Here is a 25,957-nt window from a genome sequence, read left to right as displayed (position 1 = left end):
TATCGGTTATTATTTTTTGTGTTTATACCATTCTAAGTTTTCTGTCCCGTTTGAAGTTGCCCATCGGGTATACTGCGGGAATGCTTCATCGATACGTTGTCCTTCTTTAGGAAAATCAAAAGAAGTTCCCACGATATGAATGGCAAACGGGAAATAGTTGTTGGATATGAAGTAGAGTCCTTTTGCCGGTTCGGAAAGATCATGCCCGTAATGCAGAAGGCTCATATCCATTAAATCCGTAGGCTTGTGATTAGGCAGATGTACCTCGCGGCCTCGTTGCTTATCGGCCTCGGCGATAATAAAAGGATTATAAGGTGGTAAACCTAACTCGCTGGATTTCATACCGCCTAAAGTCGTCTCTACGGTAAAAACCATGTCTTTTCCTGTTTTAACCACGTCTTCCGCGTCGTCAAACAGAATGATCGTTGCCTTTGTTTGGTTGTTCTCCAGCCCTTTGCTATTCAAATTGAAACGGGTAGGAATCGTGTAGTCTGACGTTATATTCATTGATCGAATCATGCTGCTGCTGGTTTCGTATTGGTAAGCAAAACCATTTGTGTACTGGGCTCCGTTATTCTTTAACGTCCATACGTCTTTTACTTTAACGATTAAATTTCGGGCGTTCAGATAGTGAATGGTATTGTATTCCATCACGACGTCATTCATGTCATAGTCTCCCTGGTAAGGCCATATATCTTCGAAAGCAACCGTTCCGTTGTATTTTATGGTGTAAGCTAATAGAGGATCGTCCGGAAATTCGTCATCTACGTCCGGAACACCATCCCCATCGCTATCCGTTAAATCTTTTCCGTCCGGAATATTGTCGTCGTTGTATTCCACGTACGATGGATCGGCTTCTATGTAGAAAATAAAGTCACGGTAGTCTGCCTGATGGAAGTTTTTATCCTCGAAACCGATATAACGGATTTTCGTGTTGGGGTCCCGGACGATCACGTTGTGTTTTCGCTGTAAATCGTTGAGTTCCGTATTGGAATAGGCATATACTTTCCAGGTATCCGGTTGGGATATGGCATAGGATGTGGAATTGAAACCTCCGACTAAAATAAACCATCCGATGGTTATTCCTTTTGGAAATTGGTCTATCCAGCTTTGGGTGGCTTCGTCCCAATATTTTAACCGAACGTTGTCTCCCAATTGTAAACCGGCTTTCGGGGCAAAAGTAGCGTTCGGGAATAACACGATTTTTTGAATATCTTCAACGGAACGGGGTGGTTTTTGAGAATCGTAATAATAATATCCCATCGTATTAGTTACCGTATTGCCGCTATTGTGTACAACGACTAAATCGATAATGGCTCCGTCTTTAACGATATTGATATTGGCTTCCCCGTTTTCTGCAATATAATTATCGACATTATCGCTTTTCGTGCCTAAACTTGAATTCACCATCTTTAGTCCGTCTGACGATACATTCTTGGGAGCGCCTAAATAATTCGGAACACCTTTAACATTCCATTTGCCGTCATTTACTATTTTCAATTCGCTTGGACGGGTAGAGTAGATATAATCCGTTTCTCCTGCCCGCGAACTAACGGACTTGGATTTTACTTGTGTACCATCGATAGAATATTTTGTTACAGAAGGAACACCTAAAGCATCAGTGTATAGGTATACTTCTTTAATAGATGCAGGGATCTGTACTAATTCCGAATAATTTCCGTCATTGTCCGTGATTCCTTTGAATAAGGTTTTTAAACCTTCTTTTTTCACGGGTTCATCATTTACGATCTCAATCGGATCTTCCGCGTAAGCTTCGAACGCTAACGCATACCCTTCGGGAACACTATAATTTACATTTGCAGTAATGTTGTTTGCCGTACGGTAGTCAAACGCGTTTCCATCTCCCGGAGGAGGGGTCTTCGACATGTCTTTATCCGTACAGCCTATAAGTATAGCGATAAAAACAATAATTCCTGTGCTTACAATTTTGGTTTTCATTTTAGTATCTATTTAGGTCACATTTTGCAAATGTAATGAATTAATTTTCAGTTGCAAATAAATGGATTGAATACTGTTATTAATAATAATTATCAAAACGTAGATAATGTATATTTTTTCTAAATAAAAAAAGAGAACCCTTTGAATGGGTTCTCTTTATCGTAGCGGGAGCCTGACTCGAACAGACGACCTTTGGGTTATGAGCCCAACGAGCTACCAACTGCTCCATCCCGCAATATAAGCCAAAACAACTTTTTCTGTTTTGCGAGTGCAAAGATAGCTATTTGTTTTTACTAATCCAAATATTCGGGTAAATAAATCAGTCATTATATAAACTTCCCTATGTTTTCCTATCTTTGCAGAAAGATCGTTTTATGGAAACATTCATAAAGAAAAGGAGAGGGGTAGCCGCTTTTGGGGGATACGTTTAATTTTTCCGCCATTCGCATCCGTTCGAAGTTGAAACGGTTACAATAAATTCGTTATCGAGAAAAACAAGTAAAAGGTAATACATAAACAACAAGAATATGATGAATTTGATTAGAATAACAAGTCCTGACGATCGGAATTTGGATCGTTTGATTCCTCTCTATGAGGATGCTTTTCCGGCGGAAGAGAGAAGAGACATCGGGCAATTGAGACGGATGATAAAAGAGAAATCCGATATGTATTTTAGTGTCGTTGAATGTGACGGAGAGTTGTGCGGTTTTTTCGTGTATTGGGATATGAAGGATTTTTATTATTTAGAGCACCTTGCGGTATATCCATCCATGCGCAACAAGAAGATCGGGCAACAGGTTCTAAATTACGTGGCTGATCATCTGAAAGGGATTCGGTTATTGGAAGTCGAGCCGATGCAAGACGAGATGACTACCCGGCGTGTCCGTTACTATCAGCGGAACGGGTATCAGGTTCTGGAGGAGGAATATATACAGCCTTCTTACGACGGAGTCCGGGATTCTTGTCCGCTTTGGATTATGGGAAACCAACATTCTGAACGTTTACCCGAGTTTATAGAGACCATAAAACGGAAGGTGTATACCGATAATTACGGTTTAATAGAGAAATAAACAGTTGTAAAGGATCCGACGATTAGACGGTTCAAACAAACTGGCTAATATTAAAAACCGTTCGAAATTCCCTTTCGAACGGTTTTTATTTAGTAGCGGGAGCCTGACTCGAACAGACGACCTTTGGGTTATGAGCCCAACGAGCTACCAACTGCTCCATCCCGCAATATATGCTAAAACAACTTTCCTTGCTTTGCGAGTGCAAAGATAATGCTATATTCGGAATATACAAAGATTTTTTTGTTTTTGCGATATGTCCGGTAATTAAATAGAGAACGGGGATTTTACGATCCCCGTTCTTGTTTAATTTTTTGTAAAATTATCTCTTTAACATTTCGCATACTTCGTTATATACGTTTTCTCCGGTGAATCCGAATTTTTCATCCAATACTTTCGCCGGGGCCGAATAACCGAAATGATTTACTCCGTGGATTCGTCCGTTTATTCCGACAAGTCCTTCCAACGTGACGGGAAGACCGGCTGTCAAACCGTATTTGGGCTTATTGGCCGGGATAACTTCTTCTTGGTATGTTGAGGATTGCTCGCGGAATAATCCTTCGGAAATAACGGATACCACTTGAGAAGATATGCCTTTACGTTCTTTTAATAGTTGTGCACCTTCCAGTAAGGTAGATACTTCCGAACCGGAAGCGATCAATACGATATCGACATTCTCCGCATTTTTGGTTACCACGTATGCTCCTTTTTCTGCTTGTAAGGCTTCATCGAATCCTCCCGGAAGGTCTTTGATATTTTGCCGGGACAGGATCAGTGCGGTAGGGGTGGAGGTGTTTTCCATGGCCATTTTCCACGCGACGGAAGTTTCGGCGGCATCCGCCGGACGAAGGGCCAACAGGCTCATTTTGCCGGAGTGATTATGAAGTTTCTCCATTAACCTGAGCTGTGCTTCATGCTCGATAGGTTGGTGAGTCGGTCCGTCTTCCCCCACGCGGAATGCATCGTGCGACCAGATGAATTTTACGGGGATCTCCATCAACGCGGCTAAACGAACAGCCGGTTTCATGTAGTCGGAAAACACGAAGAACGTACCGCAAGCTACGAATATACCACCATGTAAGGCAATCCCGTTACAGATAACAGCCATGGTTAATTCGGCAACTCCGGCTTGGAAGAAAGCTCCGCTGAAGTCTCCTTTTATCAGATTTCGGGCTCCGCCTTTGATGAATCCGTCTGTTTTATCGGAATTGCTTAAATCGGCAGAGCTGACGATCATGTTTTCAACCTGTTTGGCTAATTCGACTAATACGTCGGCCGATGCGGCACGGGTAGCAATTCCAGGCTTGTGTACGATGGATTTATAGTCGATTTCGGGAGCTTTGCCGGATAAGAAACGATGCCATTTTGCGGCTAATTCCGGGTTGGCTTTTTCCCAAGCGGCTTGTTCTGCTTTTTTAGCCTTGGCATAAGCCCTCTTCTGTTCTAATACTTTGTTGTAAAATTCTTTAACCTCTGGGAATATAACAAACGGATGTTGTGGATCTCCTCCTAAGTTTTCAATGGTTTTCTCGATAGAGGCGCCTGCGGCGCTTAACGGTTGTCCGTGAGTGGAGACCTTGTCGGAGAAATCTTCCCCGTCAGCCCCTACGGCTCCTTTTCCCATTAATGTTTTCCCGATAATAAGGGTAGGTCGTTCCTTCTCTTCGTTGGCAGCTTTCAGAGCCTCTGTGATTTCTTTCGCATCGTTTCCGTTTACGGTAATGACATTCCAGCCCCATGCCTTGTATTTCATGGCCGTATCCTCTCTGGTCACTTCGTTGACGCGGGTCGAAAGCTGCACCTCGTTTGCATCGTAAAACATAATCAGATTAGATAATCCCAATGTTCCGGCAATACGGCCGGCTCCTTGAGAAATTTCTTCCTGAATACCTCCGTCAGAAATAAAAGCGTAGGTTTTATGGGCCATCCATTCACCGAATCGAGCGACCAAAAATCGCTCTGCGATTGCTGCCCCCACGGCCATGGCATGTCCTTGCCCCAGGGGGCCTGAGGTGTTTTCCACTCCTCGTTTAACATCGACTTCAGGGTGTCCCGGAGTCACACTTCCCCATTGACGGAAATTTTGTAAATCTTCCATACTGTAAGTCCCCACGAGACTGAGAATGGAGTACAGCATGGGGGACATATGTCCGGGATCCAAGAAAAATCGGTCTCTGTTGGCCCAACTCATATCGTCCGGGTCAAAATTTAAAAATTGGGAGTACAAAACATTTACATAGTCGGCTCCACCCATGGCTCCACCCGGATGGCCAGATTTAGCTTTCTCAACCATGGAGGCTGAAAGAATACGGATGTTATCCGCTGCTCGATTTAGGATTTTATCCATGCCTATATTTTTTGAGATATTGTTAAAATTTTTGCGCAAAGTTACGATTTTCCCATGGGAAAACAAGAAAATAGACAGCGGGGATTCAATAAAAATCAGGATTATGTATTCATCCTGATTTTTATGTGTTTACCATTCCGAAAAGGGGTGTTTGCTTAGCATCGAATTGTAGTATTTCTGCTTTCCCGTGACCTCTTCTCCTATCCATTCCGGTTTCGGAAAAGTATCGTTTTCATCTTCCAATTCTATCTCTGCTAAAATTAAACCTTCGTTGCCCCCGTGAAATTCGTCTATTTCGTACGTGAATTTGTCCGCTTTTACGTAGTAGCGGGTTTTATTGATGATTCCGGGTTCACAGATTTGTAGTAATGCTTCGGCTTCACCGACGGATATCTCTTTTTCCCATTCAAAACGATTCGCTCCGGTAGCATTACCCTTTCCTTTTACGGTAAGGTAGGCGCGATCTCCCTTTACGCGTACCCTTACGGAGCGTTCCGGTACGGAAGACAGATATCCTTGTGTGATTTGAGTCTTATTAAATGCTTGTGATTTGAAATCTCCGTTGACTAAAAATTTGCGCTCGATTTCCCGGAACATGATTATAAATTTTTGTTTTTATACATATTCTCCCACCAGGCCGGTTGACCTTTTAAGTATTTGGCAAAGTAAGATAAAATGGTATTATTCCATAGGATTCGTTGATCGTAGTCGACTACTGCATGGTCGGCATTGTTGATCAAAACCAGATCCACCTCTTTGCCCAATAGTTTCAATGCCGTATAGAATTGGATACTCTCTCCGGTGGGTACATTCACGTCGGCTGTTCCATGTAATAACAATATCGGTTTTTTCACTTTGTCCGCGTTGAATAAAGGACTCTGATCAACATATATGTCTTTTCGGTTCCAGGGGAAGGAGTAAGCAGCTGCTTGGGTGCTGTAACTGTATCCCCAATATCCTTCACCCCAATAGCTGGATATGGACGAGATTCCGGCATGGGAGATCGCACAGGCAAATATATCGGTACGGGTTTGCAGAAGCATGGTCGTGAAACCGCCGTAGGAGGCTCCCATACAGCCTACTCTTTGAGGATCTATGAACGGATGTGCTTTTAAGAAGGCTTTCGTACACGCGATGATCTCGTCTGCCGTGATGATTCCCCAGTTGTTTTGGTGACGTGCGGAAAACTCCTGTCCGAATCCCGTGGCACCAGAGGGTTGCATAACATACACGACATACCCGTTCGCCGCGTATAAATTAAACGGCCAGCGTCCTCCGAAAGTTCTTTCGACGGGAGAGGTCCCTCCGTAATAATAGACAATCATCGGATATTTTTTACTCGGATCAAAATCGGCCGGAAGGTAATAGCGTCCGTCAATAGTGGTACCCCTTTTGTATTGGTAATCCCAATCCTTGACTTTTCCGAAAACAATATTTTTGTACTGTTCTTCAGCCGGGTTATCCCATAATTGCGTGCTCAGATCCGTGAGATTTAAGGTATAGACACGAGTGGGGTAACTTTGATCGGAAGCCGTGTAAACAGCTAAATCACCCTGTTCCGGTAAAGAGAGTCTTTGGATGACGTCTCCCGGACAATCGATCTTTTCTATTTTACCGTTTCGGTAACGAAACAGGTGGATATAATCCGTGTCGCCCGCGATGATATAAATAGAGCCGTCTTTATGCCAATAGGAAGTAGAGACTGAAGGATTGAAGTATTTGGTAATCGGATCTACCCGGTGGGTTTTCAGATCGTAAATGAAAAGTTGGGTATCGTATTCGTTTACGATTTGTCCTTTACGAATGTTAACACCTGTATTCCCGAAAGCGTTAGCGCCTCCGCTCACCAGCAGTTGCTTGTCGTCGGGAGAAAACGAGCAATATATGCTGACCGGGCGGTCTTGCCATAAGGTATCGATTTGGTTCGACGGTACATCCATCAGATAAACGGATTGCTTACTATACGGATATTCGTTGTAATCCGGACGGTTTGTAGTGATGACAACCTGTTTACCGTCGTGACTGATATCCATGATTGACGTGGTTTGATTTCCCCAAGTCAGACGGGAGTGGATTCCGCTTTTGAAATCATATTTACAAAGGAAATAACGGGTACGGTAATTGGGTTGGCGGTCTTCCATACCTTCGATTTTACGCAACTCCCACTCTTTTTCGCTATAATTTTCCGATTGGTAATAAAGCAAGTAGGTTCGATCGGGAGACCATCGGTATCCTGAGATCGAGCGATCGGCTTTGATGAGGCATTCTTGGCGTCGGGTTTCAGGATCATAGGTATAAAGTGAATGTCCGTTTCCTTCCGGTATCAAAAAGGAGAGTTTATCTTGCCCCGGTACCCAAGTGATGTCGGTCGTCTCTTTTCCGTAAAAAGAGTAAATGATTTCTTTATTTGTAAGTCGATAAAGATAGGTTATTCGGCTACTCTTGCCTTTTATGATTTCCGTTTCACTTAAAAGCAAATATTTACCAGAAGGGGAGGTTTGTATGTCTCCGATACGGGTTCCGTTCAATACATCGTAAATATTTTTTCCTCTCATGGGGGAAAGGGTAAACTCTACAGGAATGTTTTTGAACTCATCTCCTGCTTTAAAGGAGGCGGAAAACAAGGTTTGCGGGGAGTTCGGGAGTACAAGACTTTTTACGATTATCGTGTGTTTGCCCGGTATCCAATTTCTGCGTATCTCTTTAGGGACGTTTTCTTCTTCCTCGTTACAGGCTTCGTAAGTAAGTACTTTTTCTCCGTCTATAAATACTTCCGCGGGAGTACTGAAATGGAAAGTCATGCTGCCATCCATCCATTCCGTGTTGGCCATATAAACGGCGTTATAGACGATCGAAGGCTTTTTTCCCCGTGAGGAGTAACGGACTTTCCCGTCAACCGCATCCGAACGTCGCCATTGAAAATCTTTTGTTCCTTGTTCGATGCCTTCCGGAACAGGAGTGAGATTTTCGACGGATAGAGTCGAGAATTCTAAAAGCGAAACGGGAGTGAAAGATTGGTTGTTCCCGTTTTTTTGATCGTGAAAAGCGGGCATTTCCACAGGAATAGGAGGGAGACTCATCCATTCCCGGATTATTTGTCCTTGCACTTGAAAGGAAAATATAACCCAAACGAAAAGGAGTAGTTTTTTCATTCTTTTTTGATTATGGTATAATTGTTTATTTGTCCTTTTAAAACAGAACAAAGTTAATCCTAAAACGTAGAATGTTTGAAAATTCTGAATAAAATTTATTATGATGTAATTTTTATCATTAATTTTGCTCTGCGTAGATAAAAGATTTATAACATTTAAAGAAGGGAAAAAATGAAAAGTATTGTATTGATAATTATGTTGGCTGTCATTGCGGCCAGTTGCGGGACAAATAAAAAGGTATATGCTCCGCCTTTCGAAGAAGAGGAAGATGTGGTAATTGAGCAAACAGTTCCTACAACACAAACGCAGGAGAAGAAGATAAACGGTAAGCCTGTTGTTTCTAAGGAAGAGAAAGTAACCATGACCCACGGCGATGTTATGAAAAAGTATAACGTTATTGTAGGAAGTTTCTCTAATGAAGATAATGCTATTAGGTTACGGAACCGTTTGATCGGTGAGGGATATAATAGTATCATTATGAAAAATGATGCCGGAATGAATCGGGTAAGTATTGCCGGTTTTGACGAAGAGGCCCCGGCAAGGGCCGAACTGATACGGGTGAGAGAGAGATATCCGGAGTTTTCGGATGCGTGGTTATTGATTACGAAAGATAACTAAAAATCTGATTGATATAAAAAAATACCGCTTATGATGTTTTTCACTTCATAAGCGGTATTTTTTTGGATTCGGCCCGTTTTTTTATATTAATTCAATACCTATCGCATCGTTCGGCGCATTTTCCTTTTTATCTGTCTGTTTTTCTTCTGTTAAAAATGAGTCCTCTGTTTTTCCTTCCTCCGTGCTTTCGGCTTCCGTCGGCATCTGCTCCGATTCCAAGGACTCCATAACGCTTTCTTCCACAGGCATATTATTGCCAGTCGTGTTTATGACGCACTCTTCTACCGTTGAAGTCTCGTTTTCCGGATTCCGTGTTAATATTTCCGGGTTGCTCTCCACGATATTTTCGATCTCTTCTTCACTTAAGGGCGGGTTTTCCGCTACAATCTCAGAAAAAGAGTGGTCTTCAAGAATGGTTCCGTTTTCACATCGGAAAACCCGTCCGGGAAATTTGGTGATCAGGTCGTACTGGTGGGTTGCTATGATAACCGTCTTCCCGCTGTCACAAATGTCTTTCAGCAGTTCGATCAAATGGTAGGAGGTTTCCGGATCTATATTTCCGGTCGGTTCGTCTGCCAAAATAAGGGGAGGGGCGTTTAATAAAGCCCGGGCCAATACAATACGCTGCTGTTCTCCTCCGGAGAGTTGATGCGGGAATTTATCTTTCTTATCCGGCATCTCCACCTTCTCGAGGACTTCGTCTATTCGTTCCCTGATCGCTTTTTTGTCTCTCCATCCTGTTGCCCTCAATACAAATTCTAAGTTGGCATAAACATTTCTGTCCGTGAGTAATTTGAAATCCTGGAACACGATGCCGCATTTTCGTCTTAATAGGGCGATATGGGATTTTTTTATCTGGCCTAATTTAAATCCGGCAACTTCCGCTTTTCCGTATTCTAAAGGTATTTCGGCATATAATGTTTTTAATAGAGACGTTTTCCCACTACCTACTCTTCCGATGATATAAACAAATTCGCCCTCGGCAATCTCCAGGTTAACGTTCTTTAATACCGTGTTCTTTTGTTGCCGGATAGCTGCTTGCTCCAGCTTGATAATAGTTCCCATAGACATAAGCGTATCGTTTTACTATTTTTTTACACCTCCGGTCGGCGGATTATAAATTTTTCAATCCTTCAATATTTTTTTTCGGGTCCGGAGAGTTAAATACGAAACTCCCCGCAACCAAAGCGTCTGCCCCGGCTTCCACAAGCCGACGTCCTGTCTCGAAATTCACACCGCCATCGACTTCTATACAGGTGGAGGATGCTGTTTCCTTTATCAGTTTTTTGAGTTTTGTAACTTTCTGGAGCGTACTTTCTATAAAAGATTGTCCGCCGAATCCGGGATTGACACTCATAAGCAGAACCAAATCGATGTCTTGAATGATATCGTCTAAGCCGTGTACCGGGGTATGCGGATTGAGGGCTACCCCGGCCTTCATTCCCATTGATTTGATCTGTTGCAAAGTCCGGTGTAAATGTGTACACGCTTCGTAATGGACCGTCAAAATATCGGCTCCTGCTTTATGAAAAGCCTCCACGTAACGTTCGGGTTGAATGATCATCAAATGCACATCCAACGGTTTCCGGGCTGCTTTCTTTATTTGTGATACGAGTGGTAGACCGTAAGAAATATTCGGGACGAAAACGCCGTCCATGATATCCAAATGAAACCAGTCTGCGGAACTTTCGTTAACCATTTCAACATCTTTGGCCAAGTGAAGGAAATCTGCAGATAGTAAGGAAGGTGAGACTATGATACTCATATAATTTATTCCGTTTTTTTTTAAAATTACTTATACCAGCTTGCATACGTGGAATAGGAGTTTACAATACGCTCCACCTCGTCACGAAGTAATTCCGGTCCCATCTCTTTCAGTTTTTTGGCCGGGGCTCCGGCATATACCCAACCGGATTCAACGACGGTGCCTTTGGTTACCACGCTTCCCGCGGCGACAATGGAATTACTTTCTATAACGGCATTGTCCAACACGATGGCTCCCATGCCGATTAATACATTATCATGAATCGTACACCCGTGGACGACCGCATTGTGCGCGATGGATACGTTGTTACCTATATTTGTTGGCGACTTTTTGTAGGTGGCATGGATGGTTGCGTTGTCTTGAATATTTACATTATTACCTATCTTTATATAATGTACATCTCCCCGTAATACAGCACCATACCAAATACTGCAATTATCGCCCATTTCCACTTCTCCAATGATTGCTGCATTCTCAGCAATAAAACAATTCTCTCCGAACTTGGGAGAATGTCCGTTTAATTCTCTAATAATTGCCATAGTAAAATCTTCGTTATTTTCAGGATTCGAAATTACGAAATATGCATCAGAAAACAATTTCCTTTCGTGATTTTATATATTCTTTTTGTAACACTTTGGAATTTTCAACGTATAAGACGATGTACAATTAAACTAAACGATCACTTTTAATAGAGGAGGTAAAATTATGAGCATAGTGAAAAGAAATAGTGATTTAAGGCCATTTTATTCTAATCTCTTTGATGATTTTTTCGATACATGGCCTAAGACCATTAACGAACAAAGAGGAATTCCGGCTTTGAACGTGAAAGAGGACGATAAGAATCTGACGTTGGAACTTCAAGTTCCGGGGATGAAAAAAGAAGATATTAAGTTAGAGTATAAAGATGGTTTCCTGACAATATCCGGTGAACAAAAAGAGGAGAAGGAAGAGCAAGATGGTAAACAAAAATTTTTACGAAGAGAGTTTACCTCCGTCTCTTTTCATCGTACGATAGAATTGCCGGAGGATAAATACGATGTCGGTAAAGCCGAAGCGGTTTATAAAGACGGTATCTTGGATATTACGATGCCTAAAAACGAAGAGAGAGCTAAATTAAATAAGACGATACAGGTAAAGTAGGTGGTTTTATTTTGAGTGATCGGTCGATTTTGAAAAAAATCGGCCGATTTTTTTGTTCTTTTTTGAAAAAGAGTTTACCTTTGCATCGCAATAAAAGGCATGTGAGATGCATTTGATAATTTGCGAAAATAGCTCAGTTGGTAGAGCATAACCTTGCCAAGGTTAGGGTCGCGGGTTCGAGTCCCGTTTTTCGCTCCGGTAAAACGTCGTCCGATTTTAATTCGGACGACGTTTTGTATTGTTAAAAGAAATTCCCCTATTTATAAAATAATAAATTTTATTTGTTTTTTATCTACTATATATTTAGTTTTACAAAATCTAAATTAAATAAAGAAATTAGAAATTGAGGGGGAGATTGGTATTCGGACGGTGAATTCTGAATTTCCGTTAGTCTACCGACAAAAAGGAAATCTGATAACTATTTTTTACCGTTTTATAACCGAATGACTTATGAAAATGCGTGACGTGTTCCATGTAGCCGTTTACGAGGCGAAACAACAAAGCAGGGGATGGGTATTTTTGCTGTTTGTTCTCGTTTCTTTATTCAGTATTACCTTATACCAACTGTTTTTGCAGGGAGAGGGGTATTGTGAGAATTGGAAGTTAGTTGCTCTTCCGTCATCCGTGCCTCTGATAAATGCCTATCTGTTTAGTGTTCTGCAATCGTTATTCGTGATCGTCATAATGACTGATTTCCCGAGGAGGGAGGGGATGGGAGAAACCTTAGAGCCGATATATGCCCGTCCGATGGGGAATGCAGACTACACGTGGGGACGGATATTGGGGAATGTCATGTTGTTTTCCATTGTAAACGTGATTGTAATGTTAGCCTGCATCTTTTTTGTAAATTTAAACAGTTTGGCACCTTTGAATCCGTGGTATTACCTGTTTTATTTTTTCACGTTGAATATTCCTTCTTTGATTTTTATGATGGGGTTGAGTCTTTGGTTGGTTCGTGTTATGCGTTTTCGCTACCTGGCACTTTTGCTTCTGCTCGGCTGGTTAGGCGTATCGATCGTGTGGTTGCCTTATGTGTTACATGGTACGGTAGATTTTTTAGCGACCGGGGTGCCTAATCTGTTTTCAGATGTGACAGGGCATCTGGGTTTAGGATATTATTTATTGCATCGTTCGATTTTTTTGCTGTTGGGTACGGGATTCGTATTTTGCAGCATAAAGGGAATGAAGCGTTTACCGAGCGTGAAAAAACGTGCGACCTTTTACGCCTATGGGGGGGGAACCCTTATTTTATTGGGTATCGCGTGTGGTATTTTGCTTGAGGCCGCTTATTGGTCTGATCGAAGTACTCGTGAAAAATATCGTGAAAGTTTCCGTAATCATTGGAAGGGAAAACTTTGTCATATAGAACGTCATTCGATAAGGATGGAGCAACGGCAGGATCGGCTTTTCATGGAAAGCGATCTGATTTTGTGTAACCTGACAAAAGAAAAGATCGACCGACCTCTTCTTTTCCTGAATCCGGGATTACGGGTCGAAGACGTGGAGGAGAGGGGAAAAAACGTAAATTTTAAGCGGGACGGACAAATTATTATATTGGATCGTCCTATAGATGGCGGTGATTCCTTGCGGTTGCGTGTGTGTTACTCGGGAAAAATCGATGAGAGTTTCACGAATTTGCAATTGTCGGATCAGGATTACGAGAATCCTTTCTATAACGACCTGTTCTTTCCCACGGGCCGGCGCAGTGCTTTTATCGGGGATGATTATTTGTTGTTGACACCCGCGTGCGGATGGTATCCGACGGCGATTGCCCCGGTACATCCTTTTATGCCGATGAACACGGGAAAGGATATGACGCTTTATTACCTGAAGGTGGTGGTTCCTCGTCAAGCTTCCCTCTTCTCGCAAGGGAGAGTTTCCGAACGGGGAGACACACTCGTTTTCATCTCTTCCGGTTATTTACCGGGGATCTCGGTTTGTGGCGGGAATTTTAAAACGAGACAGTTGGATGTGGATAGTCTGGTAAGGCTTTCCTTGAATACCATAACGGAACCCAAGGCTTTTTTTAAGCATTTTGCCGCGGCGAAAGTGGAGGACGTGAAATTATTTTTTTACGAAAACCCGTATATGTTTCCTGATGGATTGAATTTTGCGGATTTAACTTGGAAAGACGGGGCGACGGCTCGTCTGAGTTTGATAGAGACCCCGTTGTCGTTTCGGATAGAATCCAATGAAGGCAGAGTCCTTGGCGGTCAAATCGAACCCGGGATTTTTTTCTTGCCGGAAAGAAGCTATACTGTCGATATGTTCTATATACTCAATAAACCCGTTGGGGACGGATCTCCCATTCCTATTAATATCGGGGATGGACAGGTCTATATGCAAGAGGCACAGAATCCTACTTTGGAACAAGGTATTAATCTTTGGTACTGTTTGAGTAAGGACTGGACACCGGGATCGAACAGTCATCCTTTGTTAATGCAAAACAGTTATGCTTCGGATGCGGTGAAACTGAATCCGTCGGATATTAGTTCTTTAATGACGGATCGTCGTTTGTCGATTTATTCGGAACAATATCCCTTTATCAACATACTGTGGGACAGGTTTTATTTGGATAAGTCGTTTTTAATGGGTAGGGGGGGAAAATTTGGAGTCGGGGATATGGAGACGGCTCGTGATTACATCCGGGAACATAGTTTAAAAGAAGCTATGTTGGACAAGAATATCGCTCAAACAACGCGGTACAACGTGCTGTTGTGGAGTTTACGCGATTTGGTGGACCATATAGGGTTGAAAGTTTCCGTGGATACATTCTTTAGGGCGATAGATGATATTTACCATACCCGCCGGGGAATGATTCGTTTTGAGGATTTTTGTGAAGAGCTAAAAAGTCGAACGGGAGGAGATGTCGGAAGAGTGTTTGAAAGATGGTTGAACGTTCGTCACAATCAATATTTTAAAATAAAAGATTTAACCTCTTACTTTTATCCGGATCCGATATCCGGTAAGTTCGTGACCGGATCCGGATGGGCAGAACTGGAAGGAAAAGTGAAGAATTGCGGGAAAGAGGGCGGCTTTGTCGTGGTCTGTATAAAAAATGAAGAGGCTATTCAACGTTACAGTTGTTATTTGAATCCCGGGGAAGCCAAATCATTTTATATGGCTTATTGTGCGAAATGGGGACCGAATGCGGAAGTAACTACCGGTATGTCATCCAATCGTCCGAATACCTTTATGGTGTGGAAAAGAGGAACCCGAGAAAAACCTGAAAAACTGGAAACGCGGGTTAGCTGGACAGATATAGACCCTGCTGTTTTTGCTTTGGACCCGCGAGAAACCGTGGTGGATAATATGGACCCCGGTTTTTCATTTGATGATAAGGTAAACCAGACCATACTGCAAAAATGGTTCGGGATAAAGAAGAGAGAGGAGAGTACCCATTTGAATAGAGAAAGTGAGTCGGTCCGCTTGTGGAAGAGTTTTATTGGCCCGAATTTTCAGGGGGATTCCGTGAGAAGTTGTTATTACAAGAGTTTTGGTTCGGGTAGTTGCACGGCAACCTGGAAGGCCCGGTTAAAGGAAAAGGGAAAATACAGGATTATGGTAAAGGCAGGGTATATACCTTTTGACAGATACGTCAAAAGAGTTGATAAAAATTATTTATCCGATGTTGTTCTTTACTACACGGTAAAAAGCGAAGGGATAGAGGAACATATTGAAATAGAGGGGAATGATTCGGAAATACATTCTGTTTGGACTTCTCTTGGCGAGTTCGATTTCCCTGAAGGAGAAGTTTCCGTCACTCTCTCGGACAAGGACGAAAAGGGAAGAAAAGATTTAGCGATTGTTGCCGATGCTGTAAAATGGATAAAAATAGATTGATAAAAGAGATCAGGGAGACGGGTGTAAAGCATGTTGAAGAGGGGCGGATAAAATAGGGCTCTGTTTTTCGTAACGAATGTCTTTTCCGAAAATGAATAGCAGGGATCCCTCTTTTATCAGGTCGATGACTTTGCGGGATACCTGCCGGGGAAGGGCCGGACACCCCAGGCTGCGCCCGAGGCGACCTCTTGATGATAAAAGTGAGGGATCGCAATAGTCTGCACCATGGATTACAATTGCTCTCTCTTTGGCTCGGTCGTTTATCCCTTTTTCCAATCCTTCCAAGATCAACGAATAGCCGTTTTTACCTTGATACGTCCGTTCCGTGAGGAAGAATCCCAAGGAACTTTTGTACGAACTCGGCGTATTGGAAAAAGAGGTTGCGTAATTATTTCCGCTGTTTTTTCCATGAGCGACATGGGTGGATAATAGTAGTTTTTTTAGTTTAAGGTCTATAACAAACAGTCGTTTCGAAGTAGAGGGCTTTGTGAAATCAATGACGGTAAGAATCGGTTTTTTGACGGGAATTTTGTTATATCCGTCAATGGCGTATTTGAAAACTTTGTAATCCATCAACTGGTTTAATTTCATTTCATGGTAGAGGCTGAGACTATTTAGGGGTGTGTCGGCTTGACCTGAATTTGTATGAAAGACGAGTAATGAAATAAACAATAGGTAGCTGATTTTGTTTGAGATCATGATAGGTAAAGTTTATTCTATTACAATAACAATAGTTTTGTCTATAGGAGCCCAATCGTAAATGAATTTAGCATGAGATGTGGCATTACGTACGCACATATGGGAGCGGGGCGTAGTTCCGAGCGTGTAACTGTATTCATGGATGACCGTATCCGGATAATTCACGGGTATGCCGTGAATATAGGCCCCTCGACTGAAACGACTGGCATAAGGTGCAAATCCTGCATTTTGATACGATCCGTCTTTCGTGTAATACATTTTGGGTATTTTGTTTTGTAGTACAAATATACCGGTAGGAGTCTCTTTATAATAGGGAGGCCGATGCAGGCCTGTTGTTGCCGGATTCATACTCCTGATCAGCCAAACCGAATCGGCGTTCTCCAGTGTCGTGACGTATTGATTGGTACGGTCTATGAAGATCGCTTTATCGAAAGTAACCGAATCCAGGGTTTTTATGTATTTGCGTGGAACCATCCATACCCCTCGGAAAGAGGCCAATGTCACCTTGATGAATTGGGCACTGTCCTGTAAAATAGCAATTAAAGCTCCGTCCGGTCCGTAGCGTTCCGGTGCGGTTAAATCATTTGTCCGGTAAAGAGGAATGGCCTGATTTCGTTCTACCCCCAAGGTATCTTGTTGTTGATTATACTTGTTTTTTTGAATGTTCTTAACAAGAGGTGCCAATCCGTTTCTGTTTTTATAATTTTGTAATACTCCTAAAACGATATGTCGTTTTTGGAAGGCCCTGACATAATCTAATTGATGGGCTATTTTATGCCACTGGAATACCCGTTTCTGTTTTCCCGAGTTAAACGTATCTTTCAGGGAGTGGCGATTGTACAGTAACGCCTTTTCTAACGTTACTGTTGGGAGCTTTTGCCCGTACACGAATAGACACACGAATAGAAACCATATTCTTATCATACTTGTACAAGTGTATTTTTATCTTCGTTAGTTCGATTAAATATACGTTATAAACCCGTAGAAAGATAGGGGTTTATGAATGTTTGTGAATTAAAAACAAGAAAACATATTTATTTAGTTTTTGATGGGATAATTGACATCTCCTTCCGTCGAATGCAGGGACAGGGTAGGCTGTCCGGTACTTTTTTGTATAAAAATTTAAAATAAAAATTTGCGTGTTGGAATTAATTATATACCTTTGTCCTGTTCTTAAAAAAGTATGCGAGTAGCTCGGTTGGTAGAGCACAACCTTCCCTCCGGAAGCGAAGCGTATAGACGCAACCTTGGGTAGGTTTGAAGATACCAAAACGTTGTTTGATGATAATGCGAAAGTAGCTCAGTTGGTAGAGCACAACCTTCCCCCCGGAAGCGAAGCGTATAGACGCAACCTTGGGTAGGTTTGAAGATGCCAAAACGTTGTTTGATGATAATGCGAAAGTAGCTCAGTTGGTAGAGCACAACCTTCCCCCGGAAGCGAAGCGTATAGACGCAACCTTGGGTAGGTTTGAAGATACCAAAACGTTGTTTGATGATAATGCGAAAGTAGCTCAGTTGGTAGAGCACAACCTTCCCCCCGGAAGCGAAGCGTATAGACGCAACCTTGGGTAGGTTTGAAGATACCAAAACGTTGTTTGATGATAATGCGAAAGTAGCTCAGTTGGTAGAGCACAACCTTCCCCCCGGAAGCGAAGCGTATAGACGCAACCTTGGGTAGGTTTGAAGATGCCAAAACGTTGTTTGATGATAATGCGAAAGTAGCTCAGTTGGTAGAGCACAACCTTCCCAAGGTTGGGGTCGCGGGTTCGAGTCCCGTTTTTCGCTCGATAGGCGGTGATGTTTCATCACCGCTTTTATTTTGTGTAAAAGTCGGGAGCTGTAATCGATAAAAATACTCATCTTTCTGTTTTTTAATATATTATAAAATAGCGAATTAATTAAAATAGGAAAGAATTGCTTTTGGACGAAAATAAAATTATTTTTGGAGAAGTTGGTGTAACGGATTCATCCGGTATGGATCCAATGAAACCATATAGTGAAAATCCAAAATGTAAAATAATATGGCCGACAAAAAAAATACTGCAAAAAACAGAGGTAAGAAAGCAAATCCTGAAGACGAGTTTAAGTTTAAAAGTATCCGGATAAGTAATCGTAACATCATTGATTATACGGGACATAAACGTTACCGTACGGTCTATCGTTCAAATGAAGTGGAGGCATTTTATATCGATACGGAATGGATAAACAAACGCTATGATGAAAGTTCATGGAATGCTTCGATTGTTGTCGGTTTATTCTTTATGGATGAAGATAATCCAGTTATGGTGGCCAAGAAAGAGGAGGCAGTGGTTATTCCTAAAGATATGAATGTCTTTAACTATTCTGTTTCGTTTGTTTTAGCGGATCTGAATGGGTTTGTATTCCGGGAGGGGGTATACCGGGTACAGGTGGTGGTCAACGGAATGGCCGCTTTATCGGATGAGATTCATTTGCTGGAGGCTCATGCTGATGTGTCGGATTATTTTAAGGTTGTTGATGCCGGATTTGATAAGTGTTGCGAGGAAGATCCCAACACGGAACGTCCCCACTCTTTTCGCATGTTGAACGGAAATAACCTGCAAGACGTACGTTTTTATCTTGTGGCGGAAAATCGTTTGCAAGAGGATTGGACCTATGAATTTCTCGTTAACATTATGGATCATAATGGAATGACGAAAGCAACCCGGATGGTTAAAGGAAAGTATTACGTATCCGATTCGAAGGGAAGACGATTGCTCTGTTTTGCCGTGGATTTAGGTGGAAAATTGGAGCATTTTTGGGAAACGGGAAGTTATACGGTGGAATTACTTTGTTTTGATCAGGTCGTACTCGTATTGGATTTTGAAATAGGGACGGAAGATGTACCGTATCGTTTTAACGAAGAGGTCGTATCCATGGATCGTACCGATACGGTTCATCCGGGAAATGATGAAAAATGGATGGAAAAGGAAGATGCTTTAGAGCAACTATATCAATTGGTAGGGTTGAGGAACGTAAAAGAGGAGATTACCCGGGTGAACGAGTTGGTCGAATTTGTAAAAATGAGACAAGAGAACGGATTTGATGATGAGTTTCCTCCCATGCATATGTTGTTTATGGGCAATCCGGGAACGGGGAAGAGTACGGTAGCCCGACTTATAGGAAAAATATTTTATAAAGAGGGCATATTAAGCAACGGTGAGTTGCACCGGTACCGTCGGGAACATTTAACAAATCCCGGACAAACGGCAGAAGAAGAGTTGATTCGGGACGCCTTGTGCAAGAGCGAAGGCGGTATATTGTTGATAGAAGATGCGGATGAGCTCTATCCGACGAATAATCCGAATGATCCGGCCATTCGAATATGGAATATATTATTGAATATTCTGGATAACGAATCCCCTCGTGTGTTGGTTATATTGGCCGGCAATAAGAATGAATTATTGGCCATAGCGGAGGGAATTCCCGACATGAAACGTTGTTTCCCCACTCGATTGGTTTTTGAAGATTATTCTCCGGATGAACTTATGGAGATTACGCATCGAATGTTAACCTTACGTCAATATAAATTTACTCCAAAAGCGGAAGAGAAATTTGCCAAGCTTTTGAATGATTATTGTACGTTTAAAAATGAAGGATTTGAAAACGGGCATTTTTTAGAAGATCGTTTGGCATCGGCCGCATCGAAATTGGCTAAACGTTTGATGGCTAATCGTTCCGGTAGTTACACGAAGGACGAGATGATGTTGATTCGGGAGGAGGATATCGATGCTTGCGAGCAACCGAGTCCGGAAGACTCATTGAAGAAATTGAATGAAATGATCGGATCTGACAAATTGAAAAACAGCATGATTAACTATATAAATTATGTCTATTTTATCCGGGAAAGGCAAAGACACGGATTTACGGATGTTCTTCCTCCGCTGAACATGATTTTTACGGGTAATCCCGGTACCGGAAAAATTACGGTCGCTCAAATGTTGGGGGAAATTTTCAATACGGCGGGAGTGTTGGAAAATTCTGCGGTAACGGTAAGAACTCGGGGGGAATTGATCGGAGACGGAAGTGTACCTCCCCAGCAAATGGCATTCTATATTTATGAACAAGCTCGAGGGGGGATTCTTTATCTTGAGAATGCTCATACTTTGTTTCAGGAGGTAACGGGTATGACGGCTTTAAGCATGATTTTAAATCAATTATCCGAAACCGAGAACGGTGATACCGTGGTCATATTGGGGGGAGATTCCGAAGAGATGGAAAAAATTCTGACTGCTAACCCGAAGTTGAAATTGCTTTTTCCCTATTCATTCTATTTTGAAGATTACACGCCTGAAGAGTTGCTGGAGATTGCCGTTCAGAAAGTGAAAGAAAAAAATTATAGTTTACACCCCAAAGCCAAAGAGGCTTTTAAGAAGTTAGTATCTAAGGTATACGATGAACACGATAAACATTTTGGAAACGCTCTTTTCGTGGAAAAGATGGTAGATCAGGCTATACGAAATCTTTCATCACGAACGATGAAAATCCGAAAAGAACGGGAATTGACCCGGAAGGAGATTACTACCTTGATGGAGGTTGATATCCCCGATATAACTTCTCAATTACCCAATTCCTACAAGGATCGGTTCGATGAAAAAGAGATTGCAGCTGCTTTGAAGGATCTGGATCATATGGTTGGTCAGGCTAAATTAAAAAAACAAATTCACGATTTTGTGGATTTGGCCCGACATTACAACCGACAAGGAGTAAAATTAAATACCCGTCTCTCCTTACAATGGTGTTTTACAGGTAATTCCGGTATGGGCAAAGGGACGGTAGCTCGAATCATAGCCCGTCTATATAAGGCTATGGGAATTATTGACAAAGAGGAGGTAAAACGTTTCCGGGTAGAGAAGCTGATCGGACAAACAGACGAAGAAGCCATGCAGAATATAGGCAATGCGCTGATTCAATCGAAAGGTGGGCTTTTCTTCTTCGATGAAGATTCCAGTCGTTTGAATGATGTTCCGGGAGTGAAAGAGAGGGTACGTGCCCTATTGGTTAATCAATTGGCGGAAAAACCGGGGGCTTACACGATTATATACGCCAAGCAGAATCCTCCGCGAATCATGTTGAACGATGACGTGGAAAAAGTTTCCGATATGATTAATGTTTTGGTGTTTGAGGATTATACGAAAGAGGAGTTGTTGGAAATATTGAAGCGGGATCTGGCTACCGAAAAATCCAAAATGACTCGTACGGCTCAACAGCAAATCGTTTCATTTATTTCCCATTTGGTCGACAATAAGAAAAAAAATCACGCCAGTGCTCGCCTGATCAAATTGGTAGCTGAGATGATGATTCGAAATAGGATTCAACGGGTAGCTAAAACCGGTCTAAAAGAGAACAAAGGCAAAATGTATTCGATAACTAAACACGATGTGGAACAATTCACTCCGGAATTCCTTGCCAGTATGGTCAGGGAGCGGAATACGATCGGATATAAAATGTAAGTTCGAATAAATAGATTGTTGCATACAATACTCTTTGGTAAAGGTTATAGGCATTTTCGTCATTCCGTTAATTCTGTTTTATTTTATGTTCGAATCCTGTTTTTAGGGAAAGATCCCTCGTTTTTTATTATATTCGCGGGTGAAACGTGGAATTCAAAATAAACAGATATAACGCATGGCAATAGTTTTCTACCAAAAAGATGAAACGGTGTATGCCGTTCACTACCAAGATTCAGAAAATCCTTTGGATGTTAGTAAATTAGAATGGTTATTCAGCGGGGCAAAGAGAGTTCGAGAAGAGGCGATGGAAGGATATTTCGTGGGTCCTCGCCGGGAAATGGTAACTCCTTGGAGTACTAACGCTGTAGAGATCACTCAAAATATGGGAATATCGGGGATCCTAAGGATTGAAGAGTTTGCTCGTAGTAATGAGAAAGCAACATACGATCCTATGCTTCAGGCATTTTATGCAGGATTGGATCAATCTGTTTTTACGATCGATAAGAAACCGGATCCCATCGTTTATATCGAAGATATACGAGCTTATAATCAACAAGAGGGGCTCGCGTTGAACGAGGAGGAGGTTGTTTATTTGGAAAACTTAAGTAAAAAGTTAAAACGAAATTTGACGGATTCGGAGGTATTCGGTTTTTCTCAGGTAAACTCGGAGCATTGCCGTCATAAAATCTTTAACGGAACATTTATTATCGATGGAGAGACTAAAGAAGAATCTCTTTTTTCGATGATAAAAAAGACTTCAAAGACCAATCCGAATCGGATCGTGTCAGCTTATAAAGACAATTGTGCCTTTTTGGAAGGTCCGCATGTGATTCAATTCGCACCTCGTACGCAGGATAAACCGGACTTTTTCGAAACGAAAGAGATCGATACGGTAATATCCTTGAAGGCGGAAACCCATAATTTTCCGACTACAGTGGAACCGTTTAACGGGGCTGCCACGGGAACAGGAGGAGAGATACGGGATCGAATTGCCGGGGGACAGGCTGCTCTTCCTATTGCCGGTACGGCCGTATACATGACCTCTTACCCGCGTTTGGAGGCAGATCGTCCTTGGGAAGAGAAAATCGATCCGCGGAAGTGGCTTTACCAAACACCGGAGGATATCTTAATAAAAGCTTCCAACGGGGCATCGGATTTTGGAAATAAATTCGGTCAGCCTTTGATCGTGGGTTCCTTGTTGACGTTTGAACATGAAGAGAATGACAAAACATACGGTTACGATAAAGTAATCATGCAAGCGGGCGGTATCGGTTTTGGAAACCGCAGACAGGCCATGAAACATACTCCGGAAGTAGGAGATCAAGTTATATTATTAGGAGGAGACAATTACCGGATTGGTATGGGAGGGGGAGCCGTTTCTTCCGTCGATACGGGGGTTTATGCCGGTGCAATAGAGTTGAATGCCGTGCAACGTTCCAATCCGGAGATGCAAAAACGAGTATGTAATGCGATCCGGGCGATGGCGGAATGCGATGAAAATCCGATCGTATCCATTCACGATCACGGTGCTGGCGGACATTTGAATTGTTTGTCGGAGTTGGTGGAAGAGACAGGGGGATTGATTCACTTGGAAAAATTGCCCGTGGGAGATCCGACTCTTTCCGACAAAGAGATCGTGGGGAACGAGTCTCAGGAGCGTATGGGATTGGTGATGAAAGAGAAAGATGTTGCTACTTTACAGCGCGTTGCAGACCGGGAAAGAGCCCCGATGTATGTAATCGGTGAGGCTACGGGAGACCACCGTTTTACCTTTATTGATGCCGAGACAGGAGAAAAGCCTATAGATCTGGAGATGAAAGATATGTTCGGGAATCCGCCGAAAACAATTATGGAGGATAAAAACGTGAAGGAACATTTCACGGAGATCGATTATGATATAAATAAGATCGAAGAGTATATCGAACAAGTGTTGCAGATAGAAGCGGTAGCTTGTAAAGATTGGTTGACCAACAAAGTAGACCGTTCAGTGACCGGTCGTATTGCTTTTCAGCAATGTGCCGGACCTTTGCAATTACCGTTGAATGATCTGGGGGCTATCGCTTTGGATTATAAGGGAGAGAAAGGGATAGCCACCTCTATTGGTCATGCCCCGGTTGCTGCTATGATCGATCCGACAAAGGGCTCGCGTTTGGCCATAGCGGAAGCGTTGACTAATTTGGTTTGGGCACCCATAGAACAAGGGTTACGTGGAATATCTTTATCTGCTAACTGGATGTGGCCCTGTAAAAATCCGGGCGAAGACGCTCGTTTATACGGAGCGGTAGAGGCTGCGAGTGAATTTGCCATCCAATTAGGTATAAATATTCCCACGGGAAAGGATTCTCTTTCCATGACACAGAAATACGGAGACAAAAAAGTCTATGCCCCGGGGACCGTCATTATCTCTACGGTTGGAGAGGTGAAGGATATAAAAAAAATAGTTTCTCCTGTTTTAAAAGTCGACCCGCAAACAGAAATCGTATATGTTGATTTTTCATTCGATAAATTGAAATTGGGCGGATCCAGCTTTGCTCAGGTATTGGATAAGGTCGGAAAGGATGCTCCGGATGTTAAAGATGCGGAATATTTTGCAAATGTTTTCACCGTTTTGCAACAATTGGTAGAAGAGGGGTATGTATTGGCCGGTCATGATATTTCGGCCGGGGGGATGATCACGGCTTTGTTGGAGATGTGTTTTGCCGACAATCGTTTGGGACTGGATATCGATTTTTCTTATTTGGCTGAAAAGGATATCGTGAAAATTTTATTCGCCGAAAATCCGGGAGTATTGATACAGGTAAAGGATTGTAAACAGGTGGCCCGGATTTTGGATGAGGCCGGCGTTGCCTATAATTTCCTTGGGGGATTGTCTCAGAGCGGCCGTTTGACGATTAAAAAGGATAGTGTGCGGTGGAACCTGGATATTCGTTCTTTAAGGGATTTGTGGTTTAAAACCTCTTATCTTTTAGATCGTCGTCAAAGCGGAGTTGAGTTGGCATTGGAGAGGTATAAAAATTACAAGCAGAATGAATTGAAATATCGATTCCCCTCTTCTTTTACTGGAAAATTAGCCGCGTTGGGGTTGGATTCGAATCGTTCGACTCCTTCGGGTATAAAAGCTGCTATTATTCGCGAAAAAGGGTGCCAATGCGATCGGGAGATGGCTTGGGGGCTGTATTTAGCGGGATTCGATGTTAAGGATGTTCACATGACGGATTTGATTTCCGGTCGGGAAAATCTGGAAGACGTGAATATGATTGTTTTTGTGGGAGGATTCTCCAATTCGGATGTTTTAGGTTCGGCAAAAGGATGGGCCGGTGCGTTTAAATATAATGAAAAAGCGCGTGTCGCTTTAGAGAATTTTTATAAGCGGGAGGATACCTTGAGTCTGGGTGTTTGTAATGGATGCCAATTAATGGTGGAGTTGGATTTGGTTTATCCGGAGCAAGAGAAGAAAGTTAAGATGCTGCATAACGATTCCCATAAGTTTGAATCAGCTTTCGTAAACGTGGATATCGTGGAGAATAATTCAATTATGTTGAAAACGTTAGCGGGATCTCGTCTGGGAATTTGGATCGCTCATGGAGAAGGGAAATTCTATTTACCTTATGAACAGGAGGAGTATCATATTCCTGTCAGGTATAGTTACGACCGCTATCCGGCTAATCCGAACGGTTCTCCTCTGGCAACGGCGGCTATTTGCAGCAAGGATGGTCGTCACTTGGCGATAATGCCTCATTTGGAACGCTCTATGGCTCCTTGGAACTGGGCGTATTATCCGGAAGATCGGAAAGAGGATGAAGTGAGTCCGTGGATCGAAGCATTCGTGAATGCTAAAAAATGGATAGAAGCACAGAAATAAACATTGTTATTGTTATATAAAAAAGCAGCCATTC

The 25,957-nt window shown here is 42.4% G+C and carries 15 protein-coding genes, 4 tRNA genes and 1 pseudogene; 9 read left to right on the top strand and 11 right to left on the bottom strand.

Annotated features, from left to right (window positions below; genetic code table 11):
• Nucleotides 1-9: 9 nt before the first annotated feature.
• Nucleotides 10-1,959, bottom strand: coding sequence for an LruC domain-containing protein (locus tag BN3283_RS07105; protein ID WP_059026187.1), 1,950 nt, complete (start codon nt 1,957-1,959; stop codon nt 10-12).
• A 162-nt stretch (nt 1,960-2,121) separates the two neighbouring features.
• A tRNA-Met gene (locus tag BN3283_RS07100) sits at nt 2,122-2,194 on the bottom strand.
• 292 nt (nt 2,195-2,486) lie between these two features.
• Between BN3283_RS07100 and BN3283_RS07095 the strand changes: the two genes are divergently transcribed.
• A complete protein-coding gene (locus BN3283_RS07095) occupies nt 2,487-3,029 on the top strand; it encodes a GNAT family N-acetyltransferase (protein WP_041503607.1) in 543 nt (180 codons plus the stop codon).
• Nucleotides 3,030-3,122: 93 nt separating this feature from the next.
• Here BN3283_RS07095 and BN3283_RS07090 read toward each other — a convergent pair.
• The 4 genes from BN3283_RS07090 to BN3283_RS07075 all read right to left on the bottom strand — a co-directional run bounded on the left by BN3283_RS07090 (nt 3,123) and on the right by BN3283_RS07075 (nt 8,525).
• A tRNA-Met gene (locus tag BN3283_RS07090) sits at nt 3,123-3,195 on the bottom strand.
• Nucleotides 3,196-3,348: 153 nt separating this feature from the next.
• Nucleotides 3,349-5,373 (bottom strand): transketolase family protein, encoded by a 2,025-nt coding sequence (locus BN3283_RS07085; protein ID WP_059026186.1) that lies wholly within the window; start codon nt 5,371-5,373, stop codon nt 3,349-3,351.
• A gap of 129 nt (nt 5,374-5,502) precedes the next feature.
• Nucleotides 5,503-5,970 (bottom strand): CYTH domain-containing protein, encoded by a 468-nt coding sequence (locus tag BN3283_RS07080; RefSeq protein WP_059026185.1) that lies wholly within the window; start codon nt 5,968-5,970, stop codon nt 5,503-5,505.
• A 2-nt stretch (nt 5,971-5,972) separates the two neighbouring features.
• On the bottom strand, nt 5,973-8,525 hold the full coding sequence (locus BN3283_RS07075; RefSeq protein ID WP_059026184.1) for a S9 family peptidase: 2,553 nt from the start codon (nt 8,523-8,525) through the stop codon (nt 5,973-5,975).
• A gap of 171 nt (nt 8,526-8,696) precedes the next feature.
• On the opposite strand from BN3283_RS07075, the gene BN3283_RS07070 reads away from it, so the two are divergent.
• Complete coding sequence (locus BN3283_RS07070; RefSeq protein WP_059026183.1) at nt 8,697-9,143, top strand: SPOR domain-containing protein; 447 nt, start codon at nt 8,697-8,699, stop codon at nt 9,141-9,143.
• Between the two features lie 366 nt (nt 9,144-9,509).
• Here the strand turns inward: BN3283_RS07070 and BN3283_RS07065 are convergent.
• The 3 genes and pseudogenes from BN3283_RS07065 to BN3283_RS07055 all read right to left on the bottom strand — a co-directional run.
• Nucleotides 9,510-10,214 (bottom strand): annotated as a pseudogene (locus tag BN3283_RS07065) (cell division ATP-binding protein FtsE); the annotation flags it as partial.
• 43 nt (nt 10,215-10,257) lie between these two features.
• Nucleotides 10,258-10,908, bottom strand: coding sequence for a ribulose-phosphate 3-epimerase (rpe, locus tag BN3283_RS07060; RefSeq protein WP_286137575.1), 651 nt, complete (start codon nt 10,906-10,908; stop codon nt 10,258-10,260).
• Nucleotides 10,909-10,934: 26 nt separating this feature from the next.
• Nucleotides 10,935-11,447 (bottom strand): gamma carbonic anhydrase family protein, encoded by a 513-nt coding sequence (locus BN3283_RS07055; protein WP_059026181.1) that lies wholly within the window; start codon nt 11,445-11,447, stop codon nt 10,935-10,937.
• 166 nt (nt 11,448-11,613) lie between these two features.
• On the opposite strand from BN3283_RS07055, the gene BN3283_RS07050 reads away from it, so the two are divergent.
• The 3 genes from BN3283_RS07050 (at nt 11,614) to BN3283_RS07040 (ending at nt 15,891) form a co-directional block, all read left to right on the top strand.
• On the top strand, nt 11,614-12,048 hold the full coding sequence (locus tag BN3283_RS07050) for an Hsp20/alpha crystallin family protein (protein ID WP_041503611.1): 435 nt from the start codon (nt 11,614-11,616) through the stop codon (nt 12,046-12,048).
• 122 nt (nt 12,049-12,170) lie between these two features.
• A tRNA-Gly gene (locus BN3283_RS07045) sits at nt 12,171-12,243 on the top strand.
• 255 nt (nt 12,244-12,498) lie between these two features.
• Nucleotides 12,499-15,891 (top strand): golvesin C-terminal-like domain-containing protein, encoded by a 3,393-nt coding sequence (locus BN3283_RS07040; protein WP_059026180.1) that lies wholly within the window; start codon nt 12,499-12,501, stop codon nt 15,889-15,891.
• Nucleotides 15,892-15,900: 9 nt separating this feature from the next.
• Here the strand turns inward: BN3283_RS07040 and BN3283_RS07035 are convergent, their stop codons facing one another.
• Complete coding sequence (locus BN3283_RS07035; RefSeq protein WP_082667080.1) at nt 15,901-16,590, bottom strand: murein L,D-transpeptidase catalytic domain family protein; 690 nt, start codon at nt 16,588-16,590, stop codon at nt 15,901-15,903.
• Between the two features lie 12 nt (nt 16,591-16,602).
• Nucleotides 16,603-17,514: a L,D-transpeptidase gene (locus tag BN3283_RS07030; RefSeq protein ID WP_147625552.1), complete on the bottom strand. Its 912-nt coding sequence runs from the start codon at nt 17,512-17,514 to the stop codon at nt 16,603-16,605.
• Nucleotides 17,515-17,943: 429 nt separating this feature from the next.
• Here BN3283_RS07030 and BN3283_RS07025 point away from each other — a divergent pair, with 429 nt between their 5' ends.
• The 4 genes from BN3283_RS07025 to purL all read left to right on the top strand — a co-directional run bounded on the left by BN3283_RS07025 (nt 17,944) and on the right by purL (nt 25,923).
• A complete protein-coding gene (locus tag BN3283_RS07025; RefSeq protein WP_059026179.1) occupies nt 17,944-18,162 on the top strand; it encodes a hypothetical protein in 219 nt (72 codons plus the stop codon).
• 140 nt (nt 18,163-18,302) lie between these two features.
• Nucleotides 18,303-18,375: transfer RNA gene (locus BN3283_RS07020), tRNA-Gly, on the top strand.
• A gap of 236 nt (nt 18,376-18,611) precedes the next feature.
• Nucleotides 18,612-22,061: an AAA family ATPase gene (locus tag BN3283_RS07015; RefSeq protein ID WP_059026178.1), complete on the top strand. Its 3,450-nt coding sequence runs from the start codon at nt 18,612-18,614 to the stop codon at nt 22,059-22,061.
• Nucleotides 22,062-22,236: 175 nt separating this feature from the next.
• Nucleotides 22,237-25,923, top strand: a complete 3,687-nt coding sequence (purL, locus tag BN3283_RS07010) for a phosphoribosylformylglycinamidine synthase (RefSeq protein WP_059026177.1) — start codon at nt 22,237-22,239, stop codon at nt 25,921-25,923.
• The last annotated feature ends 34 nt before the right edge of the window (nt 25,924-25,957 follow it).

Source organism: Gabonibacter massiliensis (genome assembly GCA_001487125.1).
GTDB lineage: Bacteria > Bacteroidota > Bacteroidia > Bacteroidales > Marinifilaceae > Gabonibacter > Gabonibacter massiliensis.
This window is presented reverse-complemented; position numbering and strand designations above follow the sequence as displayed.